The organism is Parvibaculum sp., from assembly GCF_039973015.1.
Classification (GTDB): domain Bacteria; phylum Pseudomonadota; class Alphaproteobacteria; order Parvibaculales; family Parvibaculaceae; genus Parvibaculum.
Genome location: NZ_JBDWLT010000010.1, coordinates 155816 through 179805, shown reverse-complemented (window position 1 = coordinate 179805; position 23990 = coordinate 155816). Strand labels below are relative to the sequence as shown.

Sequence of the window (23990 nt, the reverse complement as noted above, 5' to 3'; positions counted from 1 at the left end):
GAAGATGCTGGATTTTCTTGGCCAATACTATTTGTGGATCAAGGCTCTTCACATCATTTCGGTGATCTTCTGGATGGCCGGCATGGCCTATCTGCCGCGGCTTTTCGTCTATCACGCGGAGGCGGAGACGGGTTCGGACAAATCCGAGACCTTCAAGATCATGGAGCGGCGGCTTCTCAGGGGCATCGTCAATCCGGCCATGATCGCGACTTTCCTCTTTGGCGGTCTGATGCTTGCCATTAACCCCGGACTTTTCTCCGATCACTGGATGCAGGTGAAGCTCTTCCTGATTTTCGTCATGTCGGGGCTGCACGGGATGTTTTCGCGCTGGCGAAAGGATTTCGAGCGTGACGAGAATAGGAAGGACGCCCGTTTCTACCGGATCGTGAATGAAGGCCCGCCCGTTCTCGTCATCTTCATTGTGCTGCTCGCGGTCGCGAAACCCTTCTGAGGGCAGCACTTTCCTCACCCGGTCGTGCCTGCTCCGGGGGCTCCGGGGAGGTAGATCAGATCGAATGCCTCGCGCCTTGCCCGGGTTTCGAAGTACCAGTCCTCCGCAGCATGCCATTGCCGTTCCCAGGGGCCGATCTCGCCCTCCCGCTGGATTAGCCGCGCCATTCGGAGCGCATCGGGCGCTTCCGCGAGGATGGAGAGATCGAGGAATTTCCTCAGTTCGGGCCGGGCGGAATAGACCCCTTCCACGATGATGACGGGTTTCCCCTCTATTTCCGTCAGACGCTCCTCCTTCGATCCGTCGAAGCGCTCCCAATCGAAGGGGTGAAATCGGGCCTTCCCGGTCTGGAGCAGGCCGGTCAGCACCCCGGCGAGACTTCGCCAGTCTATGCAGGTCTCGGCCAGTACCGGCGCAGGATCGTCGCGAAGGGTGACGCCGCCTGCGAAAAAATCGTCGCCGCATACGACAAGTGTATCGAAGCGGGCGGCGAGACGCGCGGCGAGGGTCGATTTCCCGGCGCCGCTGCGTCCGTCGATCGCGAGGATGAAAGGTTCCTCCGGGTTTCTGCCGGAACAAGCCCGTTCACCTGCGATAATGGCCGCCAGTTCCTCGAATTCGCTGACAAACCTCATTTCCGGTTTCCCTGATGGCGTCCGGCCTTTTGGCAGCGGAACGCAATTGGAAGGGTGAGCCTGACCAATTTCCGTTGAAATCGGGGCCGGTCCGCTTTATATGGGTTTCTAAGCCGGGTTTCTTCCGGCGGCCTTCCTATGTTCTTTCCCGGCTGCAAGCGGTCCCTCACGATCCGAAGGGCATCTGCAGCGAGAAGTTCCCCGCGAGAGGTTCCAAAGGGCAATAGCCCGGGGCCCGGCGCGGCGACGGAAAGAGACCCGAGGCCCGTTTCCCCGATAGATCATCATCCGTTCGCAGACCTGTTTTACCCTTCCCATCCAGAAAAGATTTCCCCTCCCTCGTTCAGAAGCCCGACCTTCAAGCAAGGCGGCCAGACAAGGCAGGAAGCGGAAACCCCAGAGAAAGACCGACCAAGCCGATGACGCAGATCAAGCTGCAGGACCTCAAGGCCAAATCCCCGACCGACCTTCTGGCGCTCGCGGAGGAACTCGAGGTCGAAAACGCCTCCACGCTCAGGACGCAGGACATGATGTTCGCGATCCTGAAACAATATGCGGAGCAGGGCGTCGATATTATCGGCGAAGGCGTGGTCGAGGTGCTGCCGGACGGTTTCGGCTTCCTGCGCTCGCCGGAAGCGAACTACCTGCCGGGCCCGGACGACATCTATGTTTCTCCCTCGCAGATCCGCCGCTTTTCGCTCCGCACGGGCGATACAGTCGAAGGCGAGATCCGCAGCCCCAAGGATGGCGAGCGCTATTTTGCCCTCCTGAAAGTTTCCACGGTCAATTTCGAGAGCCCGGACAAGGCGCGCCACAAGGTTCATTTCGACAATCTGACGCCGCTCTACCCGGATTCGAAGCTCGAAATGGAAGTCGATGACCCGACGCTGAAGGATCGCTCCTCGCGCGTCATCGATATCGTCGCCCCGCTCGGCAAGGGCCAGCGCGGCCTCATCGTCGCGCCGCCGCGTACCGGTAAAACCGTTCTCCTCCAGAATATCGCCCATTCGATCACGACCAATCACCCGGAGGCCTATCTGATCGTCCTCCTGATCGACGAGCGCCCGGAAGAAGTGACCGACATGCAGCGTTCGGTGAAGGGCGAGGTCATCTCCTCCACCTTCGACGAACCCGCGCAGCGTCATGTTCAGGTCGCCGAAATGGTGATCGAGAAGGCGAAGCGCCTGGTCGAACATGGCCGCGACGTGGTCATACTGCTGGATTCGATCACCCGTCTCGGCCGCGCCTACAACACGGTCGTGCCCTCCTCGGGCAAGGTGCTCACCGGCGGTGTCGACGCGAATGCGCTACAGCGCCCCAAGCGCTTCTTCGGCGCCGCGCGCAATATCGAGGAAGGCGGCTCGCTCACCATCATCGCGACGGCCCTGATCGATACGGGCTCGCGCATGGACGAAGTCATCTTCGAAGAATTCAAGGGCACGGGTAACTCGGAAATCATTCTCGACCGCAAGATCGCCGACAAGCGCGTCTTCCCCGCGATCGACATTCTCAAGTCCGGCACCCGCAAGGAAGAGCTGCTCGTCGACAAGGGTCAGCTCTCGAAAATGTATGTGCTGCGCCGTATCCTCAACCCGATGGGCACGGTCGACGCCATCGAGTTCCTGCTCGACAAGCTCAAGCAGACGAAGAACAACGGCGAGTTCTTCGACAGCATGAACACATAATCAGGCAAATCCTGCTATTCTTCCCGCTGCACTTTTTACGTGTGGCGGGTTGAGTAACGGGGGTTGCATGACGAACGGGCAGGGGCGCGGTTCGGGAGAAACACGCCCGACCTGGGTACAGCCGCTGATGGAGTGGTCGGCGGTCGAAAATGTCCGGGCGCGGCTTGCCGGTCCGATCGGCCATGTTCCCGACGAAATCGGCGGCATCGCGCTTTCCAATGCCGGACGCCAGCTTCTCGGCTGGTGGCTTGAGGCGCGTGGAACCCGGCCCATGCCCGACGCCGGCGATGTGAGCCCGCGCGCGCTGGTCGAGCTGCTCCCCTATATCCGCTATCTGAGCTGGGAAGACGACGAGAAGCTCGTCATCCGCATTTATGGCAGCGCTCTTGTCGAGGCGAGCGGTCTGGACCTCACGGGTCACGATATATTCGGCCACAAGCACGACGATGTGGAAAACGATCGCGAGCGGGTCCGGCAGCTCCACAGGCAGCCCTGCGGCCTCGTCATGCTGCGCAACATCTATGACGGCGCGGGCAATCCTCACCCTTGCGAATTCATGACGCTGCCGGTGGCGCCGGTCGCGGGCGGCAAGGCCCGCATCATCGGCACGGTTGTTCCGATGGTGAAGATGCGTGAGTGGAATGTCGACGTCGTGTTCGACCGCATACTCGCCTTGCAGCGGGCCGTCTTTTTCGACACGGGCGCGGGCATTCCCGATCCCTCACTCGGTCTTGAAGTCTGAGCCGTTAATCTTTTTTCACGGCTTGAAGCCTAGGCTTGGAAAGGGCGAAGGCGAGGCGGGGGTAACGGCGTTGGCAGGTGAAGCGGAACGGCAGCGGCATCCCGCATGGATGCGTTCGCGCCTCGAATGGTCGAGCGTCGAGGCCGCGAAGGCGCGTCTCACCGGCGAGGCCGGAGACGTTCCCCGGTTCATAGGCGATGTCGAGGTCACCCATCTCAGCCATGAATTCTACGCCTGGTGGCTGGAAGCGCGTGGTGCGCGCGCCATGCCGGCACCCGAGGATGTGAACCCGCGCGCACTGGTCGAGCTTCTTCCCTATATGCGTTACCTGAGCTGGGAGGCGGAAGACCGGCTCGTCTTCCGCATCTATGGCAGCGCGCTCGAGGCGGCGACCGGCATCGACCTCACCGGCACCAATACCTTCGGCGACGACATGGATTATCCGGGACGCGCCGAAGACATGGCGCGCCTCAAGCTCCTGCATTCGCATCCATGCGGGCTTCTCCTCATTCGCGAACTGCGCACGCCGGAAGGACAGCCCTATCTCTGCGAACTGATGACGTTGCCCGTCGCGGCCGGGATCGATGGCAAGAACCGTGTCATCGGCACGGTGATGGCGCGCGAGCGGATGCCGGAATCCGATGTCGATTTCCGGCTCACCCCGCCGCTCACGCTGCGCCGCGCGATCTTCTTCGACATCGGCTTCGGGGTTCCAGACGTGCCGGATCTGTGCGCCTGATCCAAGGGGTCAGGGCTTCGGGGCTTCCGTCATCTTCCCGATAAAACCGGCAATCGCACCGGCAAGTCCCGGCGCCAGCTCCGCATGCGGGTCGACGTAAAGCGCCATGTTTCCCGCGCGGTCTTCCGGCGCCACCTTCAGCACATGGTTCATGTTCTCGATGGCGATCAGCGTCACACCCTCGCGCGCGGCCGCGAGCTTCTCGCCATCGGCGGGACGCTGCTGGAGATCGCGCGTTCCCTGCACCACCAGCACCGGCACATCCGTCCTGGCGAGTTCGGCGGCGGGATCGTATTTGAACCAGGAGATGAGATAGGGCTGAACGCTTGGCCGGTAGAGCATGTCGAGCTGCGGCGGCACATCCGCTACCGTTTCTCCGCGTTCGAGGCTCTGGAGAATTTCTTCCGAACGCAGCGTAATCTCGGGCGGCAGGCTCTGGCCGGCAAGCTGCTCGCGGATAAGGGCGGGGGCGGGCCGTCCGCTCGGCGTCAGAAGGACGAGCCCGGAGACTTCGTGCCGCCGCGCGGCAAGGGTCGCGAGCAGCGCGCCCTCGCTATGGCCGAGCGCGACCACGCGGCGGATGCGCGGTTCGCGTTCCAGCAGTTCGAGCCAGCGGATTGCATCCTCGACATAGGTTTCTGCGCGAAGTTCCTCTTCCGCGCGTGCCGCGCCGATGCTGCCGCCGACGCCGCGTTTGTCGATCCGCAGCGAAGCGATGCCGCGCTCGCCCAGCGCATGGGCGAGGAGCTTCAGCGAATTGTTCTGCCCGCTTGGAAAATTGCCGTCCCTGTCCGTCGGGCCGGAGCCTGCAAGGATCAGCGCCGCATCGACGGGCCCCTCACCCTGCGGCATGACGAGTGTGCCGGAAAGTCCGCCTTCGAGGCTCACCTCCCGCTCATTCCAGGATGCGGCGTTCGCCGTTACAGCGGAGGCAACGAGGAGCATGAGCGCGAGCACGAGGCGTGTCATGGTTTGAGCGTTTCCCATCCCGGATAAGGCCCGTCGAATTCAGGCGCCTCATCATGGCCAGCGAACCATGTCGCTTTCGAGGCGCAGAATTCCTGTGCGATTACACGGGCGGGCACGTCTCCTTCCAGCGCGTTGGCGCTCAGAATGATCGTATCGTCGGGCTCTTTCAGGTTCGCGCCGGTCATGGCCGTGCCGCAACGCGAGCAGAAGCTGCGGATGAGACCGGGCGAGCTTTCATAATGGGTGAGTTTACCTTCGCCCTCCCAGCTCACTTCGTTCCGCATCGCCACGAAGAAGAAACCGGCATGGCCGCCCGCCGCCTTGCGGCACATGGCGCAGTGGCATTCGACGATATCGCTGATGCGTTCCGCCGCGTAGCTGACCGCGCCGCAGAGGCAGGAACCCCTGACGGTTTTGCTCACGGTACCAGCACGCTAGCGCCGACCGTCTTGCGCGCTTCGAGATCGAGATGGGCGCGCGAGGCTTCGGCAAGCGCATAGCGCTGCTTCACCTCGATCTTGACCGCGCCGGACTTCACGACGGCGAAAAGATCATCCGCCATTTCCTGCATCGCCGCCGGTGTCTTCGCGGCGTAGTGATACATGGTCGGCCGCGTCACGAAGAGCGAACCCTTCTGCGCGAGGATGCCGAGGTTCACATCCGTGACCGGACCGGATGCATTGCCGAAGGAAACGAGAAGCCCGAGCGGCGCGAGGCTGTCGAGCGATGACATGAATGTCGCCTTGCCGACGCCGTCATAGACGACGGGAAGCTTCGCCCCGCCCGTGATTTCGTTCACCCGCGCGGCGACGTCTTCCTTTGAATAGTCGATGACGTGATCGCAGCCATGTTCGCGCGCGAGCTTCGCCTTTTCCGGCGAGCCTACCGTGCCGATCACGGTCGCGCCGAGATGCTTTGCCCATTGGCAGGCGATGAGACCGACGCCGCCAGCCGCCGCATGCCAGAGGATCGTCTGGCCCCTCTCGACCTTGAAGGTCTGGCGGAGCAGGAATTGCGCGGTGAGCCCCTTCAATATCATCGAGGCGGCAGCATCGTCGGCAATGCCGTCGGGTACTTTCACGGCGCTTGCGGCAGCGATGTTATGGGCTTGCGCATAGGCGCCGACCGGCCCTGACGCATAGGCCACGCGGTCGCCCGTCTTGAGCGTCGTCACGCCGTCTCCCACCGCTTCCACGATGCCCGATGCTTCCATGCCGATGCCGGAGGGAAGCGAAACGGGGTAGAGGCCCGAACGATGATAGGTGTCGATGAAGTTGATGCCGATGGCCTTGGCGCGCACCGTGACCTCGCCGGGACCGGGATGCGGCAGTTCCACCTCCCTGAGCGCCATTACTTCCGGCCCGCCGGTCTTGTCGATGCGGATCGCCTTGATCGTCGTCATGCGTTTCGTCCCGTTCTGTTTGTTTCAGTGTCCGGCCTGTTCAGCGCCTCGAAAGGGCGAGCCCTACGCCCGCGGTGACGAGCACACTGCCGGTTATCCTGTTACGCAGCATCTGCGCGCGTTTCCCTTTCAGATAAGGCGCGAGTTTTCCGGCCGCCAGCGCGAATGCGCCGTCGGAGAAGGTCGCGACCGTGACGAAGGTGGCGGCAAGCAGAAGAAGCTGTGGTCCTGCGGGCGCGGATGTGTCCACGAATTGCGGAAAGAAGGCGGCGTAGAAAGCGAGCGATTTCGGATTGGTCACGCCGATGATGAAGCCGCGCCGGAAAAGCGTCCGGCCGTTCGCATGATTTTTTGCGGCCTCCGGCAGATGCGGGTCTTCATAAGGTGCGCGAAAGGCCTGAATGCCGAGCCAGACGAGATAGGCGGCGCCCGCAAGCCGGATCGCCTCCGCCCAGGGCCCGAGAGCGGCGAGAAGGGGCGCGAGCCCCACCAGCACCAGACCCATGTGAACGATCAGCGCCGATGTCGTGCCCGCAAGGCCGCTCAGCGCCGCGCGCGGTCCCTGCCGGATACCGGAGGCGACGAGCCAGGTCACAACCGGACCCGGCATCACGCAGAGGATGAGCGTCGCGGCAATGAAGCCGAGATAGAGTTCGAGAGACATGATCGCCTCCTGTCGGATTTCTTCCACCCTCCCCCTGAGGGAGGGTCAAACGGTCCTCTTTGCGGCTTGTCCGCAAAGACAAACAAGTGTGGATCGTTTGGGGAGGGGTGATCCGCTGTCCGCAAATATACCGCTCCCGATTGTATCCGGATTTTCTTCCGCGACCCCTCCCCGAAATTCACGCCGCTCGCGCGCCATGAATTTCGACCCTCCCTCAAGGGGAGGGTGGGAAGGAAGGGGAGACTTATCCCAGATGACGCTGGAAGAACTTGATCGTACGGTCGTTCGCCTCGTCCGCCGTCTTCTTGTCGTAATGCGCGCCGCCCGGCCGTGCGAAGGCGTGGTCCATGTCGGGATAGCGATGAATGGTGACCTGCGCATTGTCGCGCAGACCGCTCACGATCTGCTCCTGCGCTTCCGGCGGCACGAACTCGTCCTTGCCCGCCACGTGCAGCATCAGCGGGGTCTTGATGCCCTTGGCATCGTCGAGACGGTTCTGGATGTTGACGCCGTAATAGCCGACCGAGGCATCGCTCGATGTGTGGCAGGCGGTGAGATAGGCGAGCTGTCCGCCGAGACAATAGCCGACCGCGCCGACCTTGCCGGATGTCATGGGGCGCAGCGTGTCGATGGTTGCCGCAATATCGGCGGTGCCTTTTTCGACATCGAACTTGCCGAAGAGATCGAAGGCCTGCTTCCACTCTTCTTCGGTCTTGTCGGTGATGTCGATGCCGGGCTCGATGCGCCAGAAGAGATCCGGGCAGAGCGCGACATAGCCCTGGGATGCATACCAGTCGGTCAGGTCGCGCATGACCTGATTGACGCCGAAGATTTCCTGGATGACCACGATGCCCGGCTTGGGGCCGGCGCCGGATTCCGGCTTGGAGAGGTAGCCGGAAAAAGAGCCGTCGGGGGTTTTGATGGTTATCGTCTCGCCGCTCACTTGCACATCTCCTCGTATCGTCTCTTGGGAAGGTGGGGTCCGCGGGGGACTCTACCTATCCTTAATGGGCGAAGCGAGGGGGCGGAGCGGGGGAGGCCGCAGCTTTTTGCGGCCTCCATCGGAGCGTGGCCCCGGTTATCGGGGAGGCCAATCGGAGAGGGCCGGTATCAGGCGGCGCGCTTTTGCGAACCGAAAGAGAAGAGCTTCGAGAGACGGGTTTCGCCGGTGTTCTCGCGGGTCTTGCCCCGGGTCTCTTCGGACCGGCCGCTGCGAGCTGAAAGGGCGAGGTCGAGCGCGCCCACATAACTCGTGGCATAAGTGGCAAGGATGTTCATTTTATTCACCTTCAGACACGGCCGGCGGGGAACCATTCCCATCGAACCCGGCCGCGTATCCTTTTGTAGCTTGGGTTTATGCTGGTGATATGACGGGTCGGCGCCTATATATCAAACGATCTTTTTGCACCGCAGTTGTGAGAATAACTAACATATGGCCCCCCGCCGCCTGCCATCGCTGAAAGCTTTGCGCGCCTTCGAGGCGGCGGCCCGGCATGGCAGTTTCTCTCAGGCTGCGGGCGAACTCAGCGTCACCCATGCCGCAGTCAGCCACCAGATCAGGGCGCTGGAAGAGGCGCTGGGCGCGCAACTTTTTCACAGGACGGGCCGTCACGTCGAGCTGACCGAGCGGGGGCAGAAGCTCTTTCCGGTTCTCTCTGCCGCCTTCGAGCAGATGGCGGAAGGCTGGGCGCAGGCCGGCGCGAAGGACAGTTCGGCGCTGACCGTCTCGGTCGAGCCGTCCTTTGCCGCGCGCTGGCTGGTGCTCAGGCTCGGCAAGTTCAACCGCGCTTACCCCGAGATCGAGCTTCGGCTGCTGCCCTCGTCGGAGCTTGTCGATTTCGCGCGCGAGGATGTCGATATCGGCGTGCGCTACGGGCTCGGCGGCTGGCCGGATGTCGTGTCCGAAAAGCTTTTCGAGGCGACGGTCTATCCGGTCTGTGCGCCTTCGCTTCTCGACCCGAAGCGCCCCATCCGCAAGCCCGAAGACCTCAAATCCTATCCGCTCCTCCATGAAGAGACGATGCAGCACTGGGTGAACTGGCTCGAGGAGGCGGGTGTGAAAAACCCGCGCTGGGCGCAGCGCGGCCCGCTTTTCATCGAGGCCTCGCTCGCGCTTCAGGCGGCCGCAAGCGGGCAGGGCGTCGCGCTCGCGAACGACACGCTCGCCATGGCCGATCTCGCGGAAGGGCGTCTTGTCCGCCTCTTCGATATCGAGATGCCGGATGAGGAAGGCTACTGGCTCGTCTATCCCGAAGGCGGCCTGAAGAAACCCAAGGTCGATGCCTTCCGCCGCTGGATCCGCGAGGAAGCGGGGCTCGGCCCACCCGAGGCCCCCAAGCCGCCGGAGCCGCTGGCGTCCGCAAGAAAGGCGAGCCGGTGAGGTAGTTTCTGCCGGTTGATCTCAGGCAGTTGTTCGTGGTCCATCCTCCCCTCCTTGGTGGCTTGTCCGCCAAGGCGAACAAGACCGGGGAGGGTGGGAACTCAGGCGTTCGCCCGCGCCCGCTTCAGTTCCTCGATGAGTTCATCCGCCTTCGTCACCGGCAGGGAGCAGGTCTCGCCGGCGCAGACGTAAGCGGTGGGTTTGCCGTCCTGTTTGCCCTTGCCATGCGCCGGGTGCGACGCGGGCAGCGTTGCCGCGTCCTCGATCCGCATTACCACGCGGGCGGGGCAGGAGAGCCCCAAAGCCGTGCGGGCGAGTTCCGCCGTTTCTTCAAGGCTGCCGATCAGCACGACCTGCACGGGCCGGAGCCGCGTGTCGAGGCTCGCGATATAGCTGCCCAGCGGAAAGATGTTTTCCTGAAGCTCGCCCGCAAAGGCGCGGATCAGCTCGTCGGCGCGGGTGAAGTACTCCTGCTTGCCGGTCATGAGCGCGAGCTTCGTCAGCGTGCCCGGCAGGGTGCCGTTGGCGGCCGGGGTCGCGTCGTCGGCGACTGTCCGCCTACGGACGATGAGGGCGGGCGCGTCGTCGGCGGTGAAGAAATAGCCGTCATTCGCCTGGTCGCGGTAATGCGCGTCGAGCTCGGCGACAAGGCTTTCGGCTTCGGCCGCATAACCCTCGTCGCCGGTCGCCTCCGCGAGCGCCACGGCCGCATCCGCCATATTGGCGAGGTCGTCGGCCATGGCGATGTGCTGGAGCTTGCCGTCCCGCCAGGCATGGTGGAGGCGCCTCGTACCATTCGTTTCCACGCGCATCGTCTCCATGACGAAACGGAAGGCTTGCCCCGCCATCTCCACCCACTCGCTCTCGCCGAAGGTTGCGCCCGCGCGGGCCAGCGCCGCGATCATCAGCCCGTTCCAGTCCGCCAGCACCTTGTCGTCGAAGCCGGGATGGACCCGCATGTCGCGCTCCGCGAAGAGCCGCGCGCGCAAGGGTTCGAGGGAGGCTTCCTCCTCCGCCGTCACCGGGCTGTCGGCGCGGGCGAGGCGGTTCAGGATATTCACTCCTTGGTGCGCGTCGCCGCGGGACTGCGCTCCTTGCTCCGCGTGCTCCCAATTACCGGGCCCAGTCACGCCATAGAAGCGCTTGAAGAGCGTCGCCTCGCCGGGCGTGAAGAGATTGTCGATTTCCGCTTCCGACCAGACATAGAACTTGCCTTCGACGCCCTCGCTGTCCGCATCGAGCGAGGCGGCGAAGGCTTTTTTGTTTTGCGCCTCGCGGCGGGCCAAAGTTGAATCAAGGAGGGCTCCTTGCTCGGCGCCGCCCTCGACCGTCATCTCGCGCGCGACCCATTCCACCGTCTCGCGCACGCGGCGTTCATAGAGCGGCTTGCCCGTCTCGGCCCAGACCATCGTCAGGAGGTCGATCAGAACCGCATTGTCATAGAGCATCTTTTCGAAATGCGGCGCGAGCCAGAACTCGTCCACCGAGTAGCGCGCATAGCCCCCGCCCAGATGATCGTAGATGCCGCCTTCCGACATATGGTCGAGCGCACGCGTCACCGGCGCGGCGAAATCCTCGCGGCCCGTGCGCAGATGCGCGCGCCACATCAGTGAGAGCAGGGGGGCTTGCGGGAATTTCGGCGCGCCGCGAATGCCGCCATGTTCCGGGTCCATGATCTCGACGAGTTTCTCCGCCACGACGATCGGCACCTGCGGCGTCGGCTCGCCGGGGCGCGCGGTTGCCGATTGTTTCTGCAATGCGTCCACCAGCGCCTGCCGGTTCTTGTAGACCTTGGCCGGTTCCTCGCGAAAGATGCGCGCGACCTCGTTCAGCACGTCGGTGAAGCCTGGCCGGCCGTAAGCCGCGTCCTTCGGAAAATAGGTGCCGCCCCAGAAGGGTTCGCCTTCCGGCGTCAGGAACATGGTGAGCGGCCAGCCGCCCTGCTGGCCGAGCAGATGCAGCGCCGACATGTAGATCGCGTCGATGTCGGGGCGCTCCTCGCGGTCGACCTTGATGTTCACGAAATGCTCGTTCATCACGGTGGCGACCGCTTCATCCTCGAAGCTTTCATGCGCCATGACATGACACCAGTGACACGCCGCATAACCGACCGAGAGCAGGATCGGTTTCTTTTCCTTTTTCGCGGCGGCAAGCGCCTCCGGCCCCCAGGGCCGCCAGTGCACGGGATTGTCCGCATGCTGGAGGAGATAGGGGCTCGTTTCGGCGCGCAGGAAATTGCGTGACATAAGGCCTTCCGGGGGTTTCACTCGTTTCGAACAATGTGGGGCTATGGACCCCTGCCGTCGATGGCTAACGCCATCGCAGGTGCAATGAAAGAGTTCGTTCCATGAAAGTCAAAATCGACCTCGACATGACCGCCGAAGAAGCGCGCACGCTGATGGGCCTGCCGGACCTCGAACCGATGCAGCAGCGGCTTCTCGAACAGCTCGAAAAGCAGGTCTCGAGCAACATGTCCTACATGGACCCCGAAGCGATGATCCGCGCCGTGCTGCCCGCCGGTGCGCAGGGGCTCGAAAAATTCCAGGATATGATGTGGGGCATGGCACGCTCTGCCATGGGTGGCGGCAGTGGCGCGGCGAAATCGGGCGGCGCCAAATCCGATACGAAGAAGGGCGAATGAAGCGCCTGTCGCGCCTCTGCGGATTGAGCTGATTTGAATACGATCTATGCGCTTTCGACCGCGCCCGGCAGGGCGGGGGTCGCTGTCATTCGGATTTCGGGCGAAGCTGTCCGGGCCGCCGTCGCCGCGCTGACCGGCGAGGAGCAGGTGCGCCCGCGCGAGGCATTGCTTCGCCGCTTCCGCGATCCCGAAACCAGGGCGCCGCTCGACCGTGGACTCCTTCTGTTCTTCGAGGGCCCGGCGAGCTTCACCGGCGAGGACGTCGCCGAGCTGCACATTCATGGCGGCCGCGCGGTTGTCGCCTCGGTGCTGCGCGCACTTTCCGCGCTGCCGGGCCTGCGCGCCGCGGAGCCGGGCGAGTTCACGCGCCGCGCTTTCGAGAACGGCAAGCTCGATCTCACCGCCGTCGAAGGCCTCGCCGATCTCATCGACGCCGAAACCGAAGCGCAGCGCGTTCAGGCGCTGCGGCAGATGGAAGGGGCGCTGGGCGCTCTTTACGAGGGCTGGCGCGCGCGGCTGATCAGGGCGCTGGCTTATGCCGAGGCGGAGATCGATTTTCCCGACGAGGAAGTGCCGGGCGGCCTGCTCGCCAGGCTCGGGCCGGAGATCGCCGCGCTCGCCTCCGAGATCGCTGTCCATCTCGATGACGGGCGGAAGGGTGAGCGGCTGCGCGACGGTATCGAGGTCGCGATCGTGGGCCCGCCCAATGCAGGCAAGTCGAGCCTCCTCAATCGCCTTGCCGGCCGGGAGGCCGCCATCGTTTCCGACGAGGCGGGAACGACCCGAGACGTGCTTGAGGTCCGGCTCGATCTCGGCGGCGTGCCGGTGACGCTGGCCGATACGGCGGGGCTCCGAGACGCCGCGGGCAGCATTGAGCGGGAGGGGGTGCGCCGGGCGCTTGCGCGTGCCGAGGCCGCGGACCTTCGGCTCGTGCTTGTCGCGCCCGGCGCGCAGGGGAAGATGGAGGGCGATTTCTCGCTCGCGCGGCCCGGCGATATCCGCGTCGTCAACAAGCTCGATCTCGACGTCGCCGTGCGCGATGGCGCCATCGGTATTTCGGCGCTGACGGGCGCAGGGCTGGACCGTCTCGAAGCCGCGCTCCGCGAGCGGGTGGGCCTTGCCTATGAAGCGCAGGAACACCCCCTTATCACCCGCGCCCGCCATCGCGAGGGGCTGGCGGATTGCACCGCCTCGCTTGGCCGGGCCGGGGCCGCGCTTCAGGCGGGCCGCGAGGCGGAGCTCGTCGCCGAGGATCTCCGTCTCGCCGCCCGCGCCCTTGGCCGGATCACGGGCCGGGTGGATGTCGAGGATCTGCTCGACGTGATCTTCCGCGACTTCTGTATCGGCAAGTGATGGGCGAGAGCCGGTGCTGTTTCACGTGAAACATGAAGAGGAGGGGGAATTCGATTCCGCCCCAATGGTTTGCGCGCGAATCCTCATCTCGGTGGAATCTCGATTCGACTCTGTGGATAAAGTTTTTGACGCGGCGGGTGCGAGCGACTAAAGCTCTCCCGGTGTTTTGAGCGTTGCGCCGCCGCTCGCGGACTGGCGCTCGCGTCCTCCGGCCCGTCGAATCCGTTCCTACGGGCACAGGCACTTCTTCTTCATCAGGATTGTTTCGATGACGCGCGAATTCGATGTGATCGTGATCGGTGGCGGCCATGCGGGCTGCGAGGCGGCTTCGGCTGCCGCGCGCGCCGGTGCGCGCACCGCGCTCATCACACACAAGATCGCGACCATCGGCGAGATGTCCTGCAACCCCGCCATCGGCGGTCTCGGCAAGGGCCATCTGGTTCGTGAGGTCGATGCGCTGGATGGCTTGATGGGCCGGGTTGCGGATGCCGCCGGTATCCAGTTCCGTCTGCTTAACCGGCGTAAGGGCCCGGCCGTTCGCGGCCCCCGCGCGCAGGCCGACCGCAAGCTCTACCGTGAGGCCATGCAGGCCGAGATCCTCAACCACCGCAATCTCGACGTGATCGAGGCCGGGGTCTCCGACCTGCTGGTCGAGGGCGGCGCGGTTCGCGGCGTCGTGGCCGAGGACGGGCGGCAGTGGAAATCCGCCCGCGTGGTCCTCACCACGGGCACCTTCCTGCGCGGCATGATCCATCTGGGCACGAGCCGCATCCCGGCCGGACGGGCAGGGGAAGCGCCAGCGCTCGGTCTTTCGGAGCGGCTTTACAGTCTCGGCTTCCAGCTCGGGCGCTTGAAGACGGGTACGCCCGCGCGCCTCGCCGGTGACAGCATCGACTGGTCGATCCTCGAAGTGCAGCCGGGCGACAACCCGCCCGTGCCCTTTTCCTTCCTCACACGCGAGATAACGACGCCCCAGGTGCCGTGCCATATCACGCGGACCACGGAGGAGGGCCACCGGATCATCGAGGCGAACCTCAAGCTCTCGCCGGTCTATTCGGGCCAGATCGAGGGTGTCGGGCCGCGCTACTGCCCGTCCATCGAGGACAAGGTGGTGCGCTTCCGCGAGAAGGACAGCCACCAGATTTTCCTGGAACCCGAGGGACTGGACGACGACACGATCTACCCGAACGGTATTTCGACGGCCCTGCCGGAGGATGTGCAGCTAGCCTTCCTCAAGACCATTCCGGGGCTCGCCAATGTCGTCATGCGGCGCGCGGGCTATGCCATCGAATATGACTATATCGACCCGCGCGAACTCACGCCGGCATTGGAGACGCGCAGGCTGCCGGGGCTCTATCTGGCGGGCCAGATCAACGGCACCACGGGCTATGAGGAAGCCGCCGCGCAGGGGCTCATGGCGGGGCTCAATGCGGCGCTGGCCGCCCGGGGGGACGAACCGCTGATCCTCGATCGGGCGCAGGCCTATACCGGGGTCATGATTGACGATCTCATCACGCGCGGTGTCGCCGAGCCCTATCGCATGTTCACCTCGCGGGCCGAGTACCGGCTGACGCTGAGGGCGGATAATGCCGACCAGCGGCTCACGGCGGCAGGCATCGGCGCCGGGATTGTCGGAGAGGCGAGGGCGGAGGCTTTCGCCACCAAGATGTCCGCCCTTGAAGCGGCGCGCACGCTTTGCGAGGGGCTGAAGGCGAGCCCCAGCGAGCTGAACAAGCGCGGGCTCAAGGTCAATCAGGACGGTGTCCCCCGCAGCGCGATGGACCTGCTGGCCTATCCTGACGTGGATATGGCCCGGTTGGGGCAGATCTGGCCGGAGACGGGCGATCTGGAGCCCGGTATCCGGGAGCAGGTCGAGATCGAGGCGCAATATGCGGGCTATCTGGTCCGCCAGGAAGCCGATATCAGGGCTTTTCGGAAGGATGAGGGGATGAAGCTTCCGGGGAGCCTCGATTACGGCTCGGTCGGGGGCCTGTCCTTCGAGGTCCGTCAGAAGCTCTCGGCCGCGCGCCCCTCAACGCTGGGACAGGCGGCAAGGGTGGATGGCGTGACCCCCGCAGCGTTGACGGCCTTGATGATTCACGTGAAACAAAAGCACACGGCTTGAGGTGTCATACGAAGTATGGCCCAACATATAGTGCCCGAGACCCCGCAAGTCATTGATGCGGAATCCTTTTCTGCCCTTCTTGATGTTTCACGTGAAACAATGGACCGGCTCGGGCTATACGAATCCCTTCTCCTGAAGTGGCAAAAGTCCATAAATCTGGTCTCCACGGGCACTTTGCCGGAGCTCTGGCGCCGCCATATGCTCGATTCTGCCCAGTTGGCAGGGCTTGCGCCGGAGGGAGCACTCCGATGGGCCGATCTCGGCAGCGGCGGGGGGTTTCCGGGCCTCGTCATTGCCGTTCTTCTGGCTGAAAGGCCCGGTTTCGAGATGCATCTGGTCGAAAGCGATCAGCGGAAATGCATCTTCATGCGGGAGGTGGCGCGCGCTACTGGCGCCCCTGCCACCATACATAATATGAGGATCGAGGCCTTTGTGGAGAAGGGCGCGATCTTCGATGTCGTCTCCGCCCGGGCCCTGGCGCCGCTCGACCGGCTGCTCGGCTGGGCGGCTCCTCTTTTCGGCCCGGAGACCACGGGACTGCTTTTGAAGGGGAAGGGGGTCGAGGACGAATTGACCTTGGCTCGAAAAAGCTGGATATTCAAAGCCGACCTTCACCCCTCTCAGTCGGATCCGGCGGGTTCCGTGCTGATGCTGCGAGGCCTTCATGGAACCGATCGAGAAGACGCTGGCGGCTGAGGCCCCCCGAGAAATGGATAACCTCATTCCTGCCGAGGACCGCACTACCGGTAGTGACCCGATGGTTGCTCCGTCCACGGACCGTCCGCGCATCCTCGTGGTGGCGAACCAGAAGGGTGGCGTCGGCAAGACAACCACGGCCATCAATCTCGGAACCGCGCTTGCCGCTGTTGGCGAACGTGTGCTGATCGTCGATCTCGATCCGCAAGGCAATGCAAGTACGGGCCTTGGCATCGGGCGCAACGAGCGCAAGGTTTCCGCCTATGACGTTCTGATCGGCGCTGCGCTGATCGAGGATGCGATTGTTCCGACCAAGGTGCCGGGCCTCGATATTGTTCCGTCCACGATGGATCTGCTGGGCGCCGAGCTTGAGCTTGCCAGTGTGCAGCGCCGCTCGCATCGTCTGCGCGATGCCTTGTCGCGCATGCCGCGCAACGGCCGGAAGCGCGAGACCAGCGAGAGCGAACAGAAGATGACGGAGCGCTCCTACTCCTATCTTCTGATCGACTGCCCGCCCTCGCTGAATCTTCTCACCATCAATGCAATGACCGCGGCGGATGCGATTCTCGTTCCGCTGCAATGCGAGTTCTTTGCGCTGGAAGGTTTGAGCCAGCTCCTGCGCACGGTCGAGCGCGTCAAGACCAGCCTCAATCCGCGTCTCGACATTCAGGGCATTGTCCTCACCATGTTCGATCAGCGGAACAAATTGTCCGACCAGGTGGCGTCCGATGTACGCTCCTATCTCGGTGACAAGGTCTATCGCACGGTCATTCCGCGCAATGTCCGCATTTCGGAAGCGCCGTCCTATGGCAAGCCCGCGCTCGTCTACGATCATCGCTGTGCTGGCAGCAAGGCCTATATGAAACTGGCCGCCGAGATGATCCAGCGCGAACGGCGGTTGCGCCAGACGGCGGCCTAGCGGGAGGGCTGGGGGCGAGGGCGGTTTGACCTGTCTTAACAACGCCTCCTAACAGATTGAATTTGTTCGATTATGGGTAATACAAGGTAGTGCTTTTGCAAGCCGGAGAGACGATAACCCCCGTCTTTCCGCGATTTCGGTAAATAAGGCGCGCGGCGCTACCGGCCATACTTTCATGGCGTCAGCCCGAAGCGCCGAGCTGTTATCAAGACGGGCTGCTATCAAGACGAGCTGTTATCAAGAGTAGAAATTATGAGCGCGCTGAAGAAAGACCCGTCTCGGGACATTGGAAGGGAAGCGATGGCAATGGCAGAGGAAACACCGAGCCGGCTTGGACGTGGTCTGGCGGCGCTGATCGGCGAGGACACAGCTTTTGCGCTGGGCGACAAGGAAGCGCCTGCGCCGAAGGGTGTGCGCGAAGTGCCCATCGAATTCCTGCGCGCCAATCCTTTCCAGCCGCGCCACACTTTCCGGCCGGAAGACCTCGAAGACCTCGCCAACTCGATCCGCGAGAAGGGCGTGCTGCAGCCCATCGTCGTGCGGCCCGTGAAGGGCGAGGAAAACCGCTTCGAGATCGTCGCGGGCGAGCGGCGCTGGCGCGCGTCGCAGGCGGCGCAGCTCCATCAGGTGCCGGTCATCGTCAAGGAATTGAGCGATGCCGAGTCGCTCGAAATTGCGATCATCGAAAATGTGCAGCGCGCGGATCTGAACTCGGTCGAAGAGGCTGCCGGTTATGAACGCCTCATGCAGCAGTTCGATTACACACAGGACAAGCTGTCCAAGCTCATCGGCAAGAGCCGCAGCCATGTCGCGAACACGCTGCGCCTGCTCTCGCTGCCGGACAGTGTGCGCGAGCTGATCGAGGAGGGAAAGCTCTCCGCCGGTCAGGCGCGGCCGCTGATCGGCCATGCGGACGCGGACAAGTTCGCGCGCGAGATCGTCGCCAGGGGGCTTTCGGCCCGCGAGGCGGAGGCGCTGACCCGCAAACCCGATCCGGCGGCGGCGGGTACCAAGCCGAAGGCGCTTCCCAAGGCGGAGAAGGATGCGGATACGCTGGCGCTTGAAAAGAACATCTCCGACCAGCTCGGCCTCAATGTCGCGATTTCATTTTCGGGCGACAAGGGCGGCGAGGTGAAGATCGCCTACAAGACGCTCGAACAGCTCGATGAGATCTGCCGCCGTCTTGCCGGACGCACCGCCCAGAAGATGACCTGAGCAGATGATCTGAGGGGAATTCTTTCTGGTAAGGGAGAGTTAGGCGCTTGCCATCTGGATCACCCTCCCCCCTGTGGGAGGGTCAAACCGTTGAAGACGGTTTGGGGAGGGGGTCTCCGCTATCGGAGCTAGACTCGCTTTCGATTCTTGCCGCTCACCCCTCCCCGAAAAATTCTTCGCGGGCTCGAATTTTCCGACCCTCCCACAGGGGCAGGGTGGGCCTCGAGACAGATTGAGGCCCACGGGAAGGGCGTGGAACCTTATCCCCCCTGTGGCCCCTTTGCCGTTGCAACCCTGCAAGGCCCGTGGCGCTTCGGGCACAGCGGGGATAACCCCTCCCAATGTGACGTTATGGTGACGTTCGTGTGACGGTCGGCCCTGTTTATGCCCGGTGGCGGGGATAAGTGACGGGGATAAAACGCCCGCTTCTTATCGCTTTATCGGCGCGCTGAACGCGCGCCTTTTTCACCTTAGCGGCGCGCTGAACGCGCGCCTTGGGCAATCCGAAAGAGCGTCTGGCCGCAGATCGAAACGTCGGGCTGGCCGGTCGATTTGCATTGGCCTTCGGCTTCCAGCGCCAGTGCCAGTGCCCGGTCGAGGCGCCTCCGGTTCCACATCCTCATTTGTCTTTGTACGGAGGGTTTCCGGCTGAAATGAAGCGGCGGCCGGAAGCCCCTGAGCGCGCCCTCGACATCGCTCCCGCTTTCCACGCGCGCCGCCGCCAGATGCATCTGCATGAGGTGCCGTGACAGCGCGTTGAGAATTGCGATGGCGTTGGTGTCGGCGGCCTTGGCGCGGGCAAAGGCCGTGTCGAGCGCATCGAGGTCGCCGGCCATCGCGGCATCGATCACCTCATCAAGGCTTGAGCCTGCATTGTCGCCGACGCTGGCGCGCGCATCCTCCAGCGTCACCATGCGCTGGCCGCCGCTCTCTCCCGCTATCGCTTTGGGGCCCGCATAGAGAATGAGTTTCTCAAGTTCGTTCTGCGTCACGCCGCGGTCCGAACCGAGGCTCGCCAGTAGATAGGCGAGCGCCGCAGGCTCCGCTGCGAGGCCCTCCGATGCCAGCCTCGTGCGGATCACGTTTTCAAGCTGCCCCTGATCGTCTGCATAGCAGGCAATTGCGGCTGCATTCGCCGCGCCTTCGAAAAGCGTGCGCAGCGAGGAGCGCGGTCCGAGTTCGCCTGCTTCCACAAGCACCAATGCGTCGCCCGCCGGATCGTCGAGAAAGCTCTTGAAGATTTTCGACGTGCCGTCAGCCGCGCCGCGCACACGCACGACGCGCCGCCCGCCAAGCATCGAGATTGCGGCCGCTTCATCGGCCAGCCTCGCCGGGTCGCTTTTAAGATCGCCGTCGGAAAGCTCCGCGATGCGAAAAGGGTCGGAGAGGTCGTCGACCACCGTTTTCATCATCGTTGCGATGCGCTCGCGCGCAAGGCCTGCATCGGGACCGTAGACGAGGACGGCGCGTGCCTTTGGATCGGGCTTCTGGACGAACCTGTCTGCTTCGCGCGGCGCAATCTTCAAGGTGGCGCCCCGCTAGCTTCCGCTTCCAGATGCGCGATCGAAATAGATCGAGAGCTGCAGCTTGATGTCGTTCGCAGCCGCTTTGGCAATGCGTTCGCGCGCGTCGTCTGCCGCGACGATATTCGCATATTCGGACGGGACGCGGTTATAGGAAGAGCGCGCGCGGGAGGTCGAACGCAGCAGCGTCTCCTTCGTGTCCGTATTCACGAGACGAAAGGGAACGAGAAGCGCGAGGTTCTTTCGCGTCACTTCCGCATCACGCTCGATGGCCACGTCCTCGCTGTAGAGAACCGGCGCGACCTCGACGCGGTAAAGCGCGTTCGCAGGGGGAATGCCGGTCGGCGAGAGAACATCGAGCAGGCTGTACTTGATTTCGCGGCCAAGCTCGTCTTCCGGTGCGCTGACGTCGAGCTGCATGAGATCGCTCGTCACGGTGCTGCCGTTGCGTTCGGCATAGAGCGGAGAGAATCCGCAGGCGCCGAGAGGCACGATCAACGCCAGCGCGATGAGAGGTGCGGCGAAGCGTTTCATCTCATGCCACGATATTGACGATCTTGCCCGGCACGACGATGACCTTGCGGACGGGTTTTCCATCGATCGCCTTCTCCACCTTTTCGAGCGCAAGTGCTGCCCGTTCCACCGTTTCCTTGTCAGCGTCGCGCGCGATGGTCAGCTCGTCGCGGCGCTTGCCATTCACCTGTACGGCAATGGTGATGGAGTCTTCCACGAGGAGGGCCTTGTCGGCAACCGGCCATTCAGTGGCGGTCAGCGGCTGGTCATGGCCAAGGGCCTCCCAGCACTCCTCGGCAAGATGCGGCATCATCGGCCCCACGATCTGGACGATGAGCTCCAGGGCCTCGCGCAGCGCCCATCTGGAGGCGTCATCGACGGGCGTGAAACCGGAAATGGCATTTGCCAGCTCGTAGACGCGGGCGACTGCGCGATTAAAGCGCAGGTTTTCGAAGTCCTCGGTCGCGGCGGCGAGCGCCTGATGTGCGGCGCGGCGAAGCGCCAGCGCTTCCTCGCTGAAGTCCGCGGGGAGGGCGGCCCCTTTCGGCGCGAGCTTGTCCGCCGCGCCCGTGACCATGCGCCAGAGGCGTTGTGTGAAGCGCCATGCGCCTTCTGCGCCCTGGTCGGACCACTGAACGTCGCGCTCGGGCGGGCTGTCGGACAGCATGAACCAGCGCGCGGTATCGGCGCCGTATTTTGCGATGATGTCTTCCGGGTCGACCGTGTTCTTCTTCGACTTCGACATCTTCTCGACGGAGCCGATACGGACCGGTGCGCCGGTTTCGATGTGTTTGGCGACGCGCTTGCCGTCGACCGTTTCGATCTCGACTTCAGCCGGCGGCACCCAGCGGCCTTCGGCGTCGCGATAGGTTTCGTGGTTCACCATGCCTTGCGTGAAAAGCCCGGTGAAGGGTTCATCGAGCGAAAGATGTCCGGTCTTGTGCATGGCGCGCGTGAAGAAGCGCGAATAGAGCAGATGCAGGATCGCGTGTTCGATGCCACCGATATACTGGTCGACGGGCAGCCAGTGATCGGCAACCGCCTTGTCGGTCGGCGTTGCGGCGTCGGGCGCGGTGAAGCGCGCGAAGTACCACGAGCTGTCGACAAAGGTGTCGAACGTATCCGTCTCGCGCCGTGCGGGTTTTCCGCATTTCGGACAGTCGACATGTTTCCATGTCGGATGGCGGTCGAGCGGATTGCCGGGTTCGCTGAACGTCACATCCTCGGGGAGGACGACCGGCAACTGGCCGCGGGGCACAGGCACCGTTCCGCAGGCCTCGCAATGAATGACCGGGATCGGGCAGCCCCAGTAGCGCTGGCGCGAGATGCCCCAGTCGCGAAGGCGGTAGTTCACCGTGCCTTCGCCGAGGTGCATCGCTTCGAGCTTTTCGATGGCGGCGCGTTTTGCCGCCGTTACATCGAGCCCGTCCAGGAATTCCGAATTCACGGCAACGCCGTCGCCCGTGAAGGCCTCGGTGCCCGCAATGAGGTCCGCGCGCCATGCGTCGTCTTGCGCACGGTCCTTCGGGGTCACGACGGGAATGATGGGCAGGCCGTATTTCTTCGCGAAGTCGAAGTCACGCTGGTCGTGCGCAGGGCAGGCAAAGATGGCACCCGTGCCGTAATCCATCAGGACGAAATTTGCGACATAGACAGGAAGGGTCTTTCCCTCGATGAAGGGGTGGCGAGCTTTCAGCCCTGTGTCGAAGCCCATCTTCTCCGCCGTCTCGATCGCCTCTTCGGAGGTGCCGATGCGGTCGCATTCGCGGATGAATTCCGTGAGTGCCGGATTGTCCTTCGCGAGTGCCTGTGTCAGCGGATGATGCGGCGAGAGCGCGCAGAAGCTTGCGCCGTAAAGCGTGTCGGGGCGCGTCGTGAATACTTCAAGTCGCGCTCCCTGCTCCGCACCGTCTGGAATTTCTCCTTCAAGCGGAAAGAAGACGCGCGCGCCCTCCGAGCGGCCGATCCAGTTCTTCTGCATCGTGCGGACTTTTTCCGGCCAGCGGTCGAGCGTTTCGAGCCCGTCGAGAAGTTCGTCGGCGAAGTCGGTGATCTTCAGGAACCACTGGGTGAGTTCGCGGCGCTCGACCGGCGCGCCCGAGCGCCAGCCCTTGCCGTCGATCACCTGCTCGTTCGCGAGCACGGTGTTGTCGACCGGGTCCCAGTTCACCATGCTCTTCTTGCGAGCGACGATGCCGGCTTCCAGCATGTCGAGAAAGAGCGCCTGTTCCTGGCCGTAATATTCAGGGTCGCAAGTCGCGAATTCGCGGCTCCAGTCGATGGCGAGGCCGATCGCTTTCAGCTGTGCGCGCATGGCGGCGATGTTGTCGTAGGTCCAGCCCTTGGGATGGACGTTCTTTTCCATCGCGGCGTTTTCAGCCGGCATGCCGAAGGCGTCCCAGCCCATCGGATGCAGCACGTTGTATCCGCTCGCGCGGCGGAAGCGCGCGATCACGTCGCCCATCGTGTAGTTGCGGACATGGCCCATGTGAATGCGCCCCGACGGATAGGGGAACATTTCAAGAACATAATATTTGGGCTTGTCGCCGCCGCCGCGGGTCAGGAAGTCGCCGCGCTCCTCCCAGGTCTTCTGCCATTTAGGCTCGGCGGTGCGGGCGTTGTAACGTGTGGACATGGGTATCGGAATCTTTCGGGCGCGCGGCGGGGCAGGCAGGGGCGGGTGCTCTGGCCCTCTGCCGGCGCGTGCCCCGCTGTCCGCCCGGCCCGGGCCTTAGTTCTGTTCCTGGGCCTCGATGGTGTTGATACGAAGCTGACGGGCGCGAACGAGAATGGCGTTTTCGATCTGCAGGCCGGTCGTGTTGCCTACGGCAGCGTCCACCCAGTCGCCGTCTTCGCCCTTGTTCTGGCGGAAGACAGCCACCTTCACACCGTCAGCGCGGAGCCGCTTGTCGAGGATGTAGACGGTTACCTTGAAACGTTCGCCGGCGGCCTTCGGATCCTGGTACCAGTCGGTAATGATGACCCCGCCGAAGGGGTCAGCCGAGGCAAGCGGCATGAAGGAGATCGTGTCGAGCGAGGCGCGCCACAGGAAGCTGTTCACGCCGATCCCGCTGCCACCGACATTTTCTTCGTCAGCGGCGCCGCCGAAGAGCTTCAGGCCGTCTTCGCCGAAGATCGACTCGCGCTCCTTGCCGGTCGGGTTGTTGGGGCCGCCCTGACCGGTCGGCTGGCCGGGGAAGTTCGATTCCGAGGGGCCGCAAGCAGCAAGGCCAAGAATGGAAGCGCAAAGGAGCGCCGCGACAGTCGATTTCGCGCGTGTCAGTCCGTGGTAGGTCATCAATTTACGGCAAGCCTCTCGCGTTGCGCCCCTCTGTCCG

Annotated in this window: 23 protein-coding genes; 11 read left to right on the top strand and 12 right to left on the bottom strand. The window is 63.6% G+C overall.

Annotated elements, in window-relative coordinates; translation table 11 throughout:
- Positions 1-4: 4 nt before the first annotated feature.
- On the top strand, positions 5-451 hold the full coding sequence (gene hemJ / locus ABJO61_RS12115; RefSeq protein ID WP_348325219.1) for a protoporphyrinogen oxidase HemJ: 447 nt from the start codon (positions 5-7) through the stop codon (positions 449-451).
- A 14-nt stretch (positions 452-465) separates the two neighbouring features.
- On the opposite strand, the gene ABJO61_RS12110 is transcribed toward hemJ, so the two are convergent.
- The gene (locus ABJO61_RS12110) at positions 466-1086 is read right to left on the bottom strand and encodes a hypothetical protein (RefSeq protein WP_348325221.1); all 621 of its coding nucleotides are present in this window, start codon (positions 1084-1086) and stop codon (positions 466-468) included.
- Between the two features lie 419 nt (positions 1087-1505).
- Between ABJO61_RS12110 and rho the strand changes: the two genes are divergently transcribed.
- The 3 genes from rho (at position 1506) to ABJO61_RS12095 (ending at position 4252) form a co-directional block, all read left to right on the top strand.
- A complete protein-coding gene (gene rho, locus ABJO61_RS12105) occupies positions 1506-2771 on the top strand; it encodes a transcription termination factor Rho (protein ID WP_348325223.1) in 1266 nt (421 codons plus the stop codon).
- A gap of 67 nt (positions 2772-2838) precedes the next feature.
- Complete coding sequence (locus ABJO61_RS12100; protein WP_348325225.1) at positions 2839-3513, top strand: PAS domain-containing protein; 675 nt, start codon at positions 2839-2841, stop codon at positions 3511-3513.
- Between the two features lie 70 nt (positions 3514-3583).
- Entirely contained in the window at positions 3584-4252 is a 669-nt protein-coding gene (locus ABJO61_RS12095) for a PAS domain-containing protein (protein WP_348325227.1), read from the top strand.
- 9 nt (positions 4253-4261) lie between these two features.
- On the opposite strand, the gene ABJO61_RS12090 is transcribed toward ABJO61_RS12095, so the two are convergent.
- The 6 genes from ABJO61_RS12090 to ABJO61_RS12065 form a co-directional block, all read right to left on the bottom strand.
- The gene (locus ABJO61_RS12090) at positions 4262-5221 is read right to left on the bottom strand and encodes an alpha/beta fold hydrolase (RefSeq protein WP_348325229.1); all 960 of its coding nucleotides are present in this window, start codon (positions 5219-5221) and stop codon (positions 4262-4264) included.
- Positions 5218-5643: a GFA family protein gene (locus tag ABJO61_RS12085; protein ID WP_348325231.1), complete on the bottom strand. Its 426-nt coding sequence runs from the start codon at positions 5641-5643 to the stop codon at positions 5218-5220. Before ABJO61_RS12085 ends, ABJO61_RS12090 begins: the two co-directional genes overlap by 4 nt.
- The gene (locus tag ABJO61_RS12080; protein WP_348325233.1) at positions 5640-6623 is read right to left on the bottom strand and encodes a quinone oxidoreductase; all 984 of its coding nucleotides are present in this window, start codon (positions 6621-6623) and stop codon (positions 5640-5642) included. Before ABJO61_RS12080 ends, ABJO61_RS12085 begins: the two co-directional genes overlap by 4 nt.
- Positions 6624-6663: 40 nt before the next feature.
- On the bottom strand, positions 6664-7287 hold the full coding sequence (locus ABJO61_RS12075; protein WP_348325235.1) for a LysE family translocator: 624 nt from the start codon (positions 7285-7287) through the stop codon (positions 6664-6666).
- Between the two features lie 244 nt (positions 7288-7531).
- On the bottom strand, positions 7532-8230 hold the full coding sequence (locus ABJO61_RS12070; RefSeq protein ID WP_348325237.1) for a dienelactone hydrolase family protein: 699 nt from the start codon (positions 8228-8230) through the stop codon (positions 7532-7534).
- A 167-nt stretch (positions 8231-8397) separates the two neighbouring features.
- Positions 8398-8565 (bottom strand): hypothetical protein, encoded by a 168-nt coding sequence (locus ABJO61_RS12065; RefSeq protein ID WP_348325239.1) that lies wholly within the window; start codon positions 8563-8565, stop codon positions 8398-8400.
- A gap of 154 nt (positions 8566-8719) precedes the next feature.
- Between ABJO61_RS12065 and gcvA the strand changes: the two genes are divergently transcribed.
- Positions 8720-9667, top strand: a complete 948-nt coding sequence (gene gcvA / locus ABJO61_RS12060; protein ID WP_348325241.1) for a transcriptional regulator GcvA — start codon at positions 8720-8722, stop codon at positions 9665-9667.
- A gap of 101 nt (positions 9668-9768) precedes the next feature.
- Here gcvA and ABJO61_RS12055 read toward each other — a convergent pair whose 3' ends face one another.
- Positions 9769-11913 carry a thioredoxin domain-containing protein gene (locus ABJO61_RS12055; protein ID WP_348325243.1) on the bottom strand — a complete coding sequence of 715 codons (2145 nt, stop codon included), beginning with the start codon at positions 11911-11913 and terminating at the stop codon, positions 9769-9771.
- 101 nt (positions 11914-12014) lie between these two features.
- On the opposite strand from ABJO61_RS12055, the gene ABJO61_RS12050 reads away from it, so the two are divergent.
- From ABJO61_RS12050 to ABJO61_RS12025, 6 genes are all read left to right on the top strand, one after another.
- A complete protein-coding gene (locus tag ABJO61_RS12050) occupies positions 12015-12308 on the top strand; it encodes a DUF6489 family protein (RefSeq protein ID WP_348325245.1) in 294 nt (97 codons plus the stop codon).
- 33 nt (positions 12309-12341) lie between these two features.
- The gene (gene mnmE / locus ABJO61_RS12045) at positions 12342-13661 is read left to right on the top strand and encodes a tRNA uridine-5-carboxymethylaminomethyl(34) synthesis GTPase MnmE (RefSeq protein WP_348325247.1); all 1320 of its coding nucleotides are present in this window, start codon (positions 12342-12344) and stop codon (positions 13659-13661) included.
- 268 nt (positions 13662-13929) lie between these two features.
- Positions 13930-15786, top strand: coding sequence for a tRNA uridine-5-carboxymethylaminomethyl(34) synthesis enzyme MnmG (mnmG, locus tag ABJO61_RS12040; protein ID WP_348325249.1), 1857 nt, complete (start codon positions 13930-13932; stop codon positions 15784-15786).
- Positions 15787-15885: 99 nt separating this feature from the next.
- Positions 15886-16482 (top strand): 16S rRNA (guanine(527)-N(7))-methyltransferase RsmG, encoded by a 597-nt coding sequence (rsmG, locus tag ABJO61_RS12035; RefSeq protein ID WP_348325327.1) that lies wholly within the window; start codon positions 15886-15888, stop codon positions 16480-16482.
- A gap of 61 nt (positions 16483-16543) precedes the next feature.
- Positions 16544-17401, top strand: coding sequence for an AAA family ATPase (locus ABJO61_RS12030; RefSeq protein ID WP_348325329.1), 858 nt, complete (start codon positions 16544-16546; stop codon positions 17399-17401).
- A 300-nt stretch (positions 17402-17701) separates the two neighbouring features.
- A complete protein-coding gene (locus ABJO61_RS12025; protein WP_348325251.1) occupies positions 17702-18616 on the top strand; it encodes a ParB/RepB/Spo0J family partition protein in 915 nt (304 codons plus the stop codon).
- 470 nt (positions 18617-19086) lie between these two features.
- Here the strand turns inward: ABJO61_RS12025 and holA are convergent, their stop codons facing one another.
- From holA to ABJO61_RS12005, 4 genes are all read right to left on the bottom strand, one after another.
- The gene (gene holA, locus ABJO61_RS12020; RefSeq protein ID WP_348325253.1) at positions 19087-20142 is read right to left on the bottom strand and encodes a DNA polymerase III subunit delta; all 1056 of its coding nucleotides are present in this window, start codon (positions 20140-20142) and stop codon (positions 19087-19089) included.
- 12 nt (positions 20143-20154) lie between these two features.
- Positions 20155-20673: a hypothetical protein gene (locus tag ABJO61_RS12015; protein WP_348325255.1), complete on the bottom strand. Its 519-nt coding sequence runs from the start codon at positions 20671-20673 to the stop codon at positions 20155-20157.
- 1 nt (position 20674) lies between these two features.
- Positions 20675-23287, bottom strand: coding sequence for a leucine--tRNA ligase (leuS, locus tag ABJO61_RS12010; protein WP_348325257.1), 2613 nt, complete (start codon positions 23285-23287; stop codon positions 20675-20677).
- Positions 23288-23383: 96 nt separating this feature from the next.
- Positions 23384-23950 (bottom strand): DUF3576 domain-containing protein, encoded by a 567-nt coding sequence (locus ABJO61_RS12005; RefSeq protein ID WP_348325259.1) that lies wholly within the window; start codon positions 23948-23950, stop codon positions 23384-23386.
- Between the last annotated feature and the right edge of the window lie 40 nt (positions 23951-23990).

Bases quoted from the DNA above. Each gene is read 5' to 3' on its own strand.
- hemJ (WP_348325219.1), top strand. From the start codon at position 5: ATGCTGGATTTTCTTGGCCAATACTATTTGTGGATCAAGGCTCTTCAC.
- ABJO61_RS12110 (WP_348325221.1), bottom strand. From the start codon at position 1,086: ATGAGGTTTGTCAGCGAATTCGAGGAACTGGCGGCCATTATCGCAGGT.
- rho (WP_348325223.1), top strand. From the start codon at position 1,506: ATGACGCAGATCAAGCTGCAGGACCTCAAGGCCAAATCCCCGACCGAC.
- ABJO61_RS12100 (WP_348325225.1), top strand. From the start codon at position 2,839: ATGACGAACGGGCAGGGGCGCGGTTCGGGAGAAACACGCCCGACCTGG.
- ABJO61_RS12090 (WP_348325229.1), bottom strand. From the start codon at position 5,221: ATGACACGCCTCGTGCTCGCGCTCATGCTCCTCGTTGCCTCCGCTGTA.
- ABJO61_RS12080 (WP_348325233.1), bottom strand. From the start codon at position 6,623: ATGACGACGATCAAGGCGATCCGCATCGACAAGACCGGCGGGCCGGAA.
- ABJO61_RS12075 (WP_348325235.1), bottom strand. From the start codon at position 7,287: ATGTCTCTCGAACTCTATCTCGGCTTCATTGCCGCGACGCTCATCCTC.
- ABJO61_RS12065 (WP_348325239.1), bottom strand. From the start codon at position 8,565: ATGAACATCCTTGCCACTTATGCCACGAGTTATGTGGGCGCGCTCGAC.
- gcvA (WP_348325241.1), top strand. From the start codon at position 8,720: ATGGCCCCCCGCCGCCTGCCATCGCTGAAAGCTTTGCGCGCCTTCGAG.
- ABJO61_RS12055 (WP_348325243.1), bottom strand. From the start codon at position 11,913: ATGTCACGCAATTTCCTGCGCGCCGAAACGAGCCCCTATCTCCTCCAG.
- ABJO61_RS12050 (WP_348325245.1), top strand. From the start codon at position 12,015: ATGAAAGTCAAAATCGACCTCGACATGACCGCCGAAGAAGCGCGCACG.
- mnmG (WP_348325249.1), top strand. From the start codon at position 13,930: ATGACGCGCGAATTCGATGTGATCGTGATCGGTGGCGGCCATGCGGGC.
- rsmG (WP_348325327.1), top strand. From the start codon at position 15,886: ATGGACCGGCTCGGGCTATACGAATCCCTTCTCCTGAAGTGGCAAAAG.
- ABJO61_RS12030 (WP_348325329.1), top strand. From the start codon at position 16,544: ATGGTTGCTCCGTCCACGGACCGTCCGCGCATCCTCGTGGTGGCGAAC.
- ABJO61_RS12025 (WP_348325251.1), top strand. From the start codon at position 17,702: ATGGCAATGGCAGAGGAAACACCGAGCCGGCTTGGACGTGGTCTGGCG.
- ABJO61_RS12015 (WP_348325255.1), bottom strand. From the start codon at position 20,673: ATGAAACGCTTCGCCGCACCTCTCATCGCGCTGGCGTTGATCGTGCCT.
- leuS (WP_348325257.1), bottom strand. From the start codon at position 23,287: ATGTCCACACGTTACAACGCCCGCACCGCCGAGCCTAAATGGCAGAAG.
- ABJO61_RS12005 (WP_348325259.1), bottom strand. From the start codon at position 23,950: ATGACCTACCACGGACTGACACGCGCGAAATCGACTGTCGCGGCGCTC.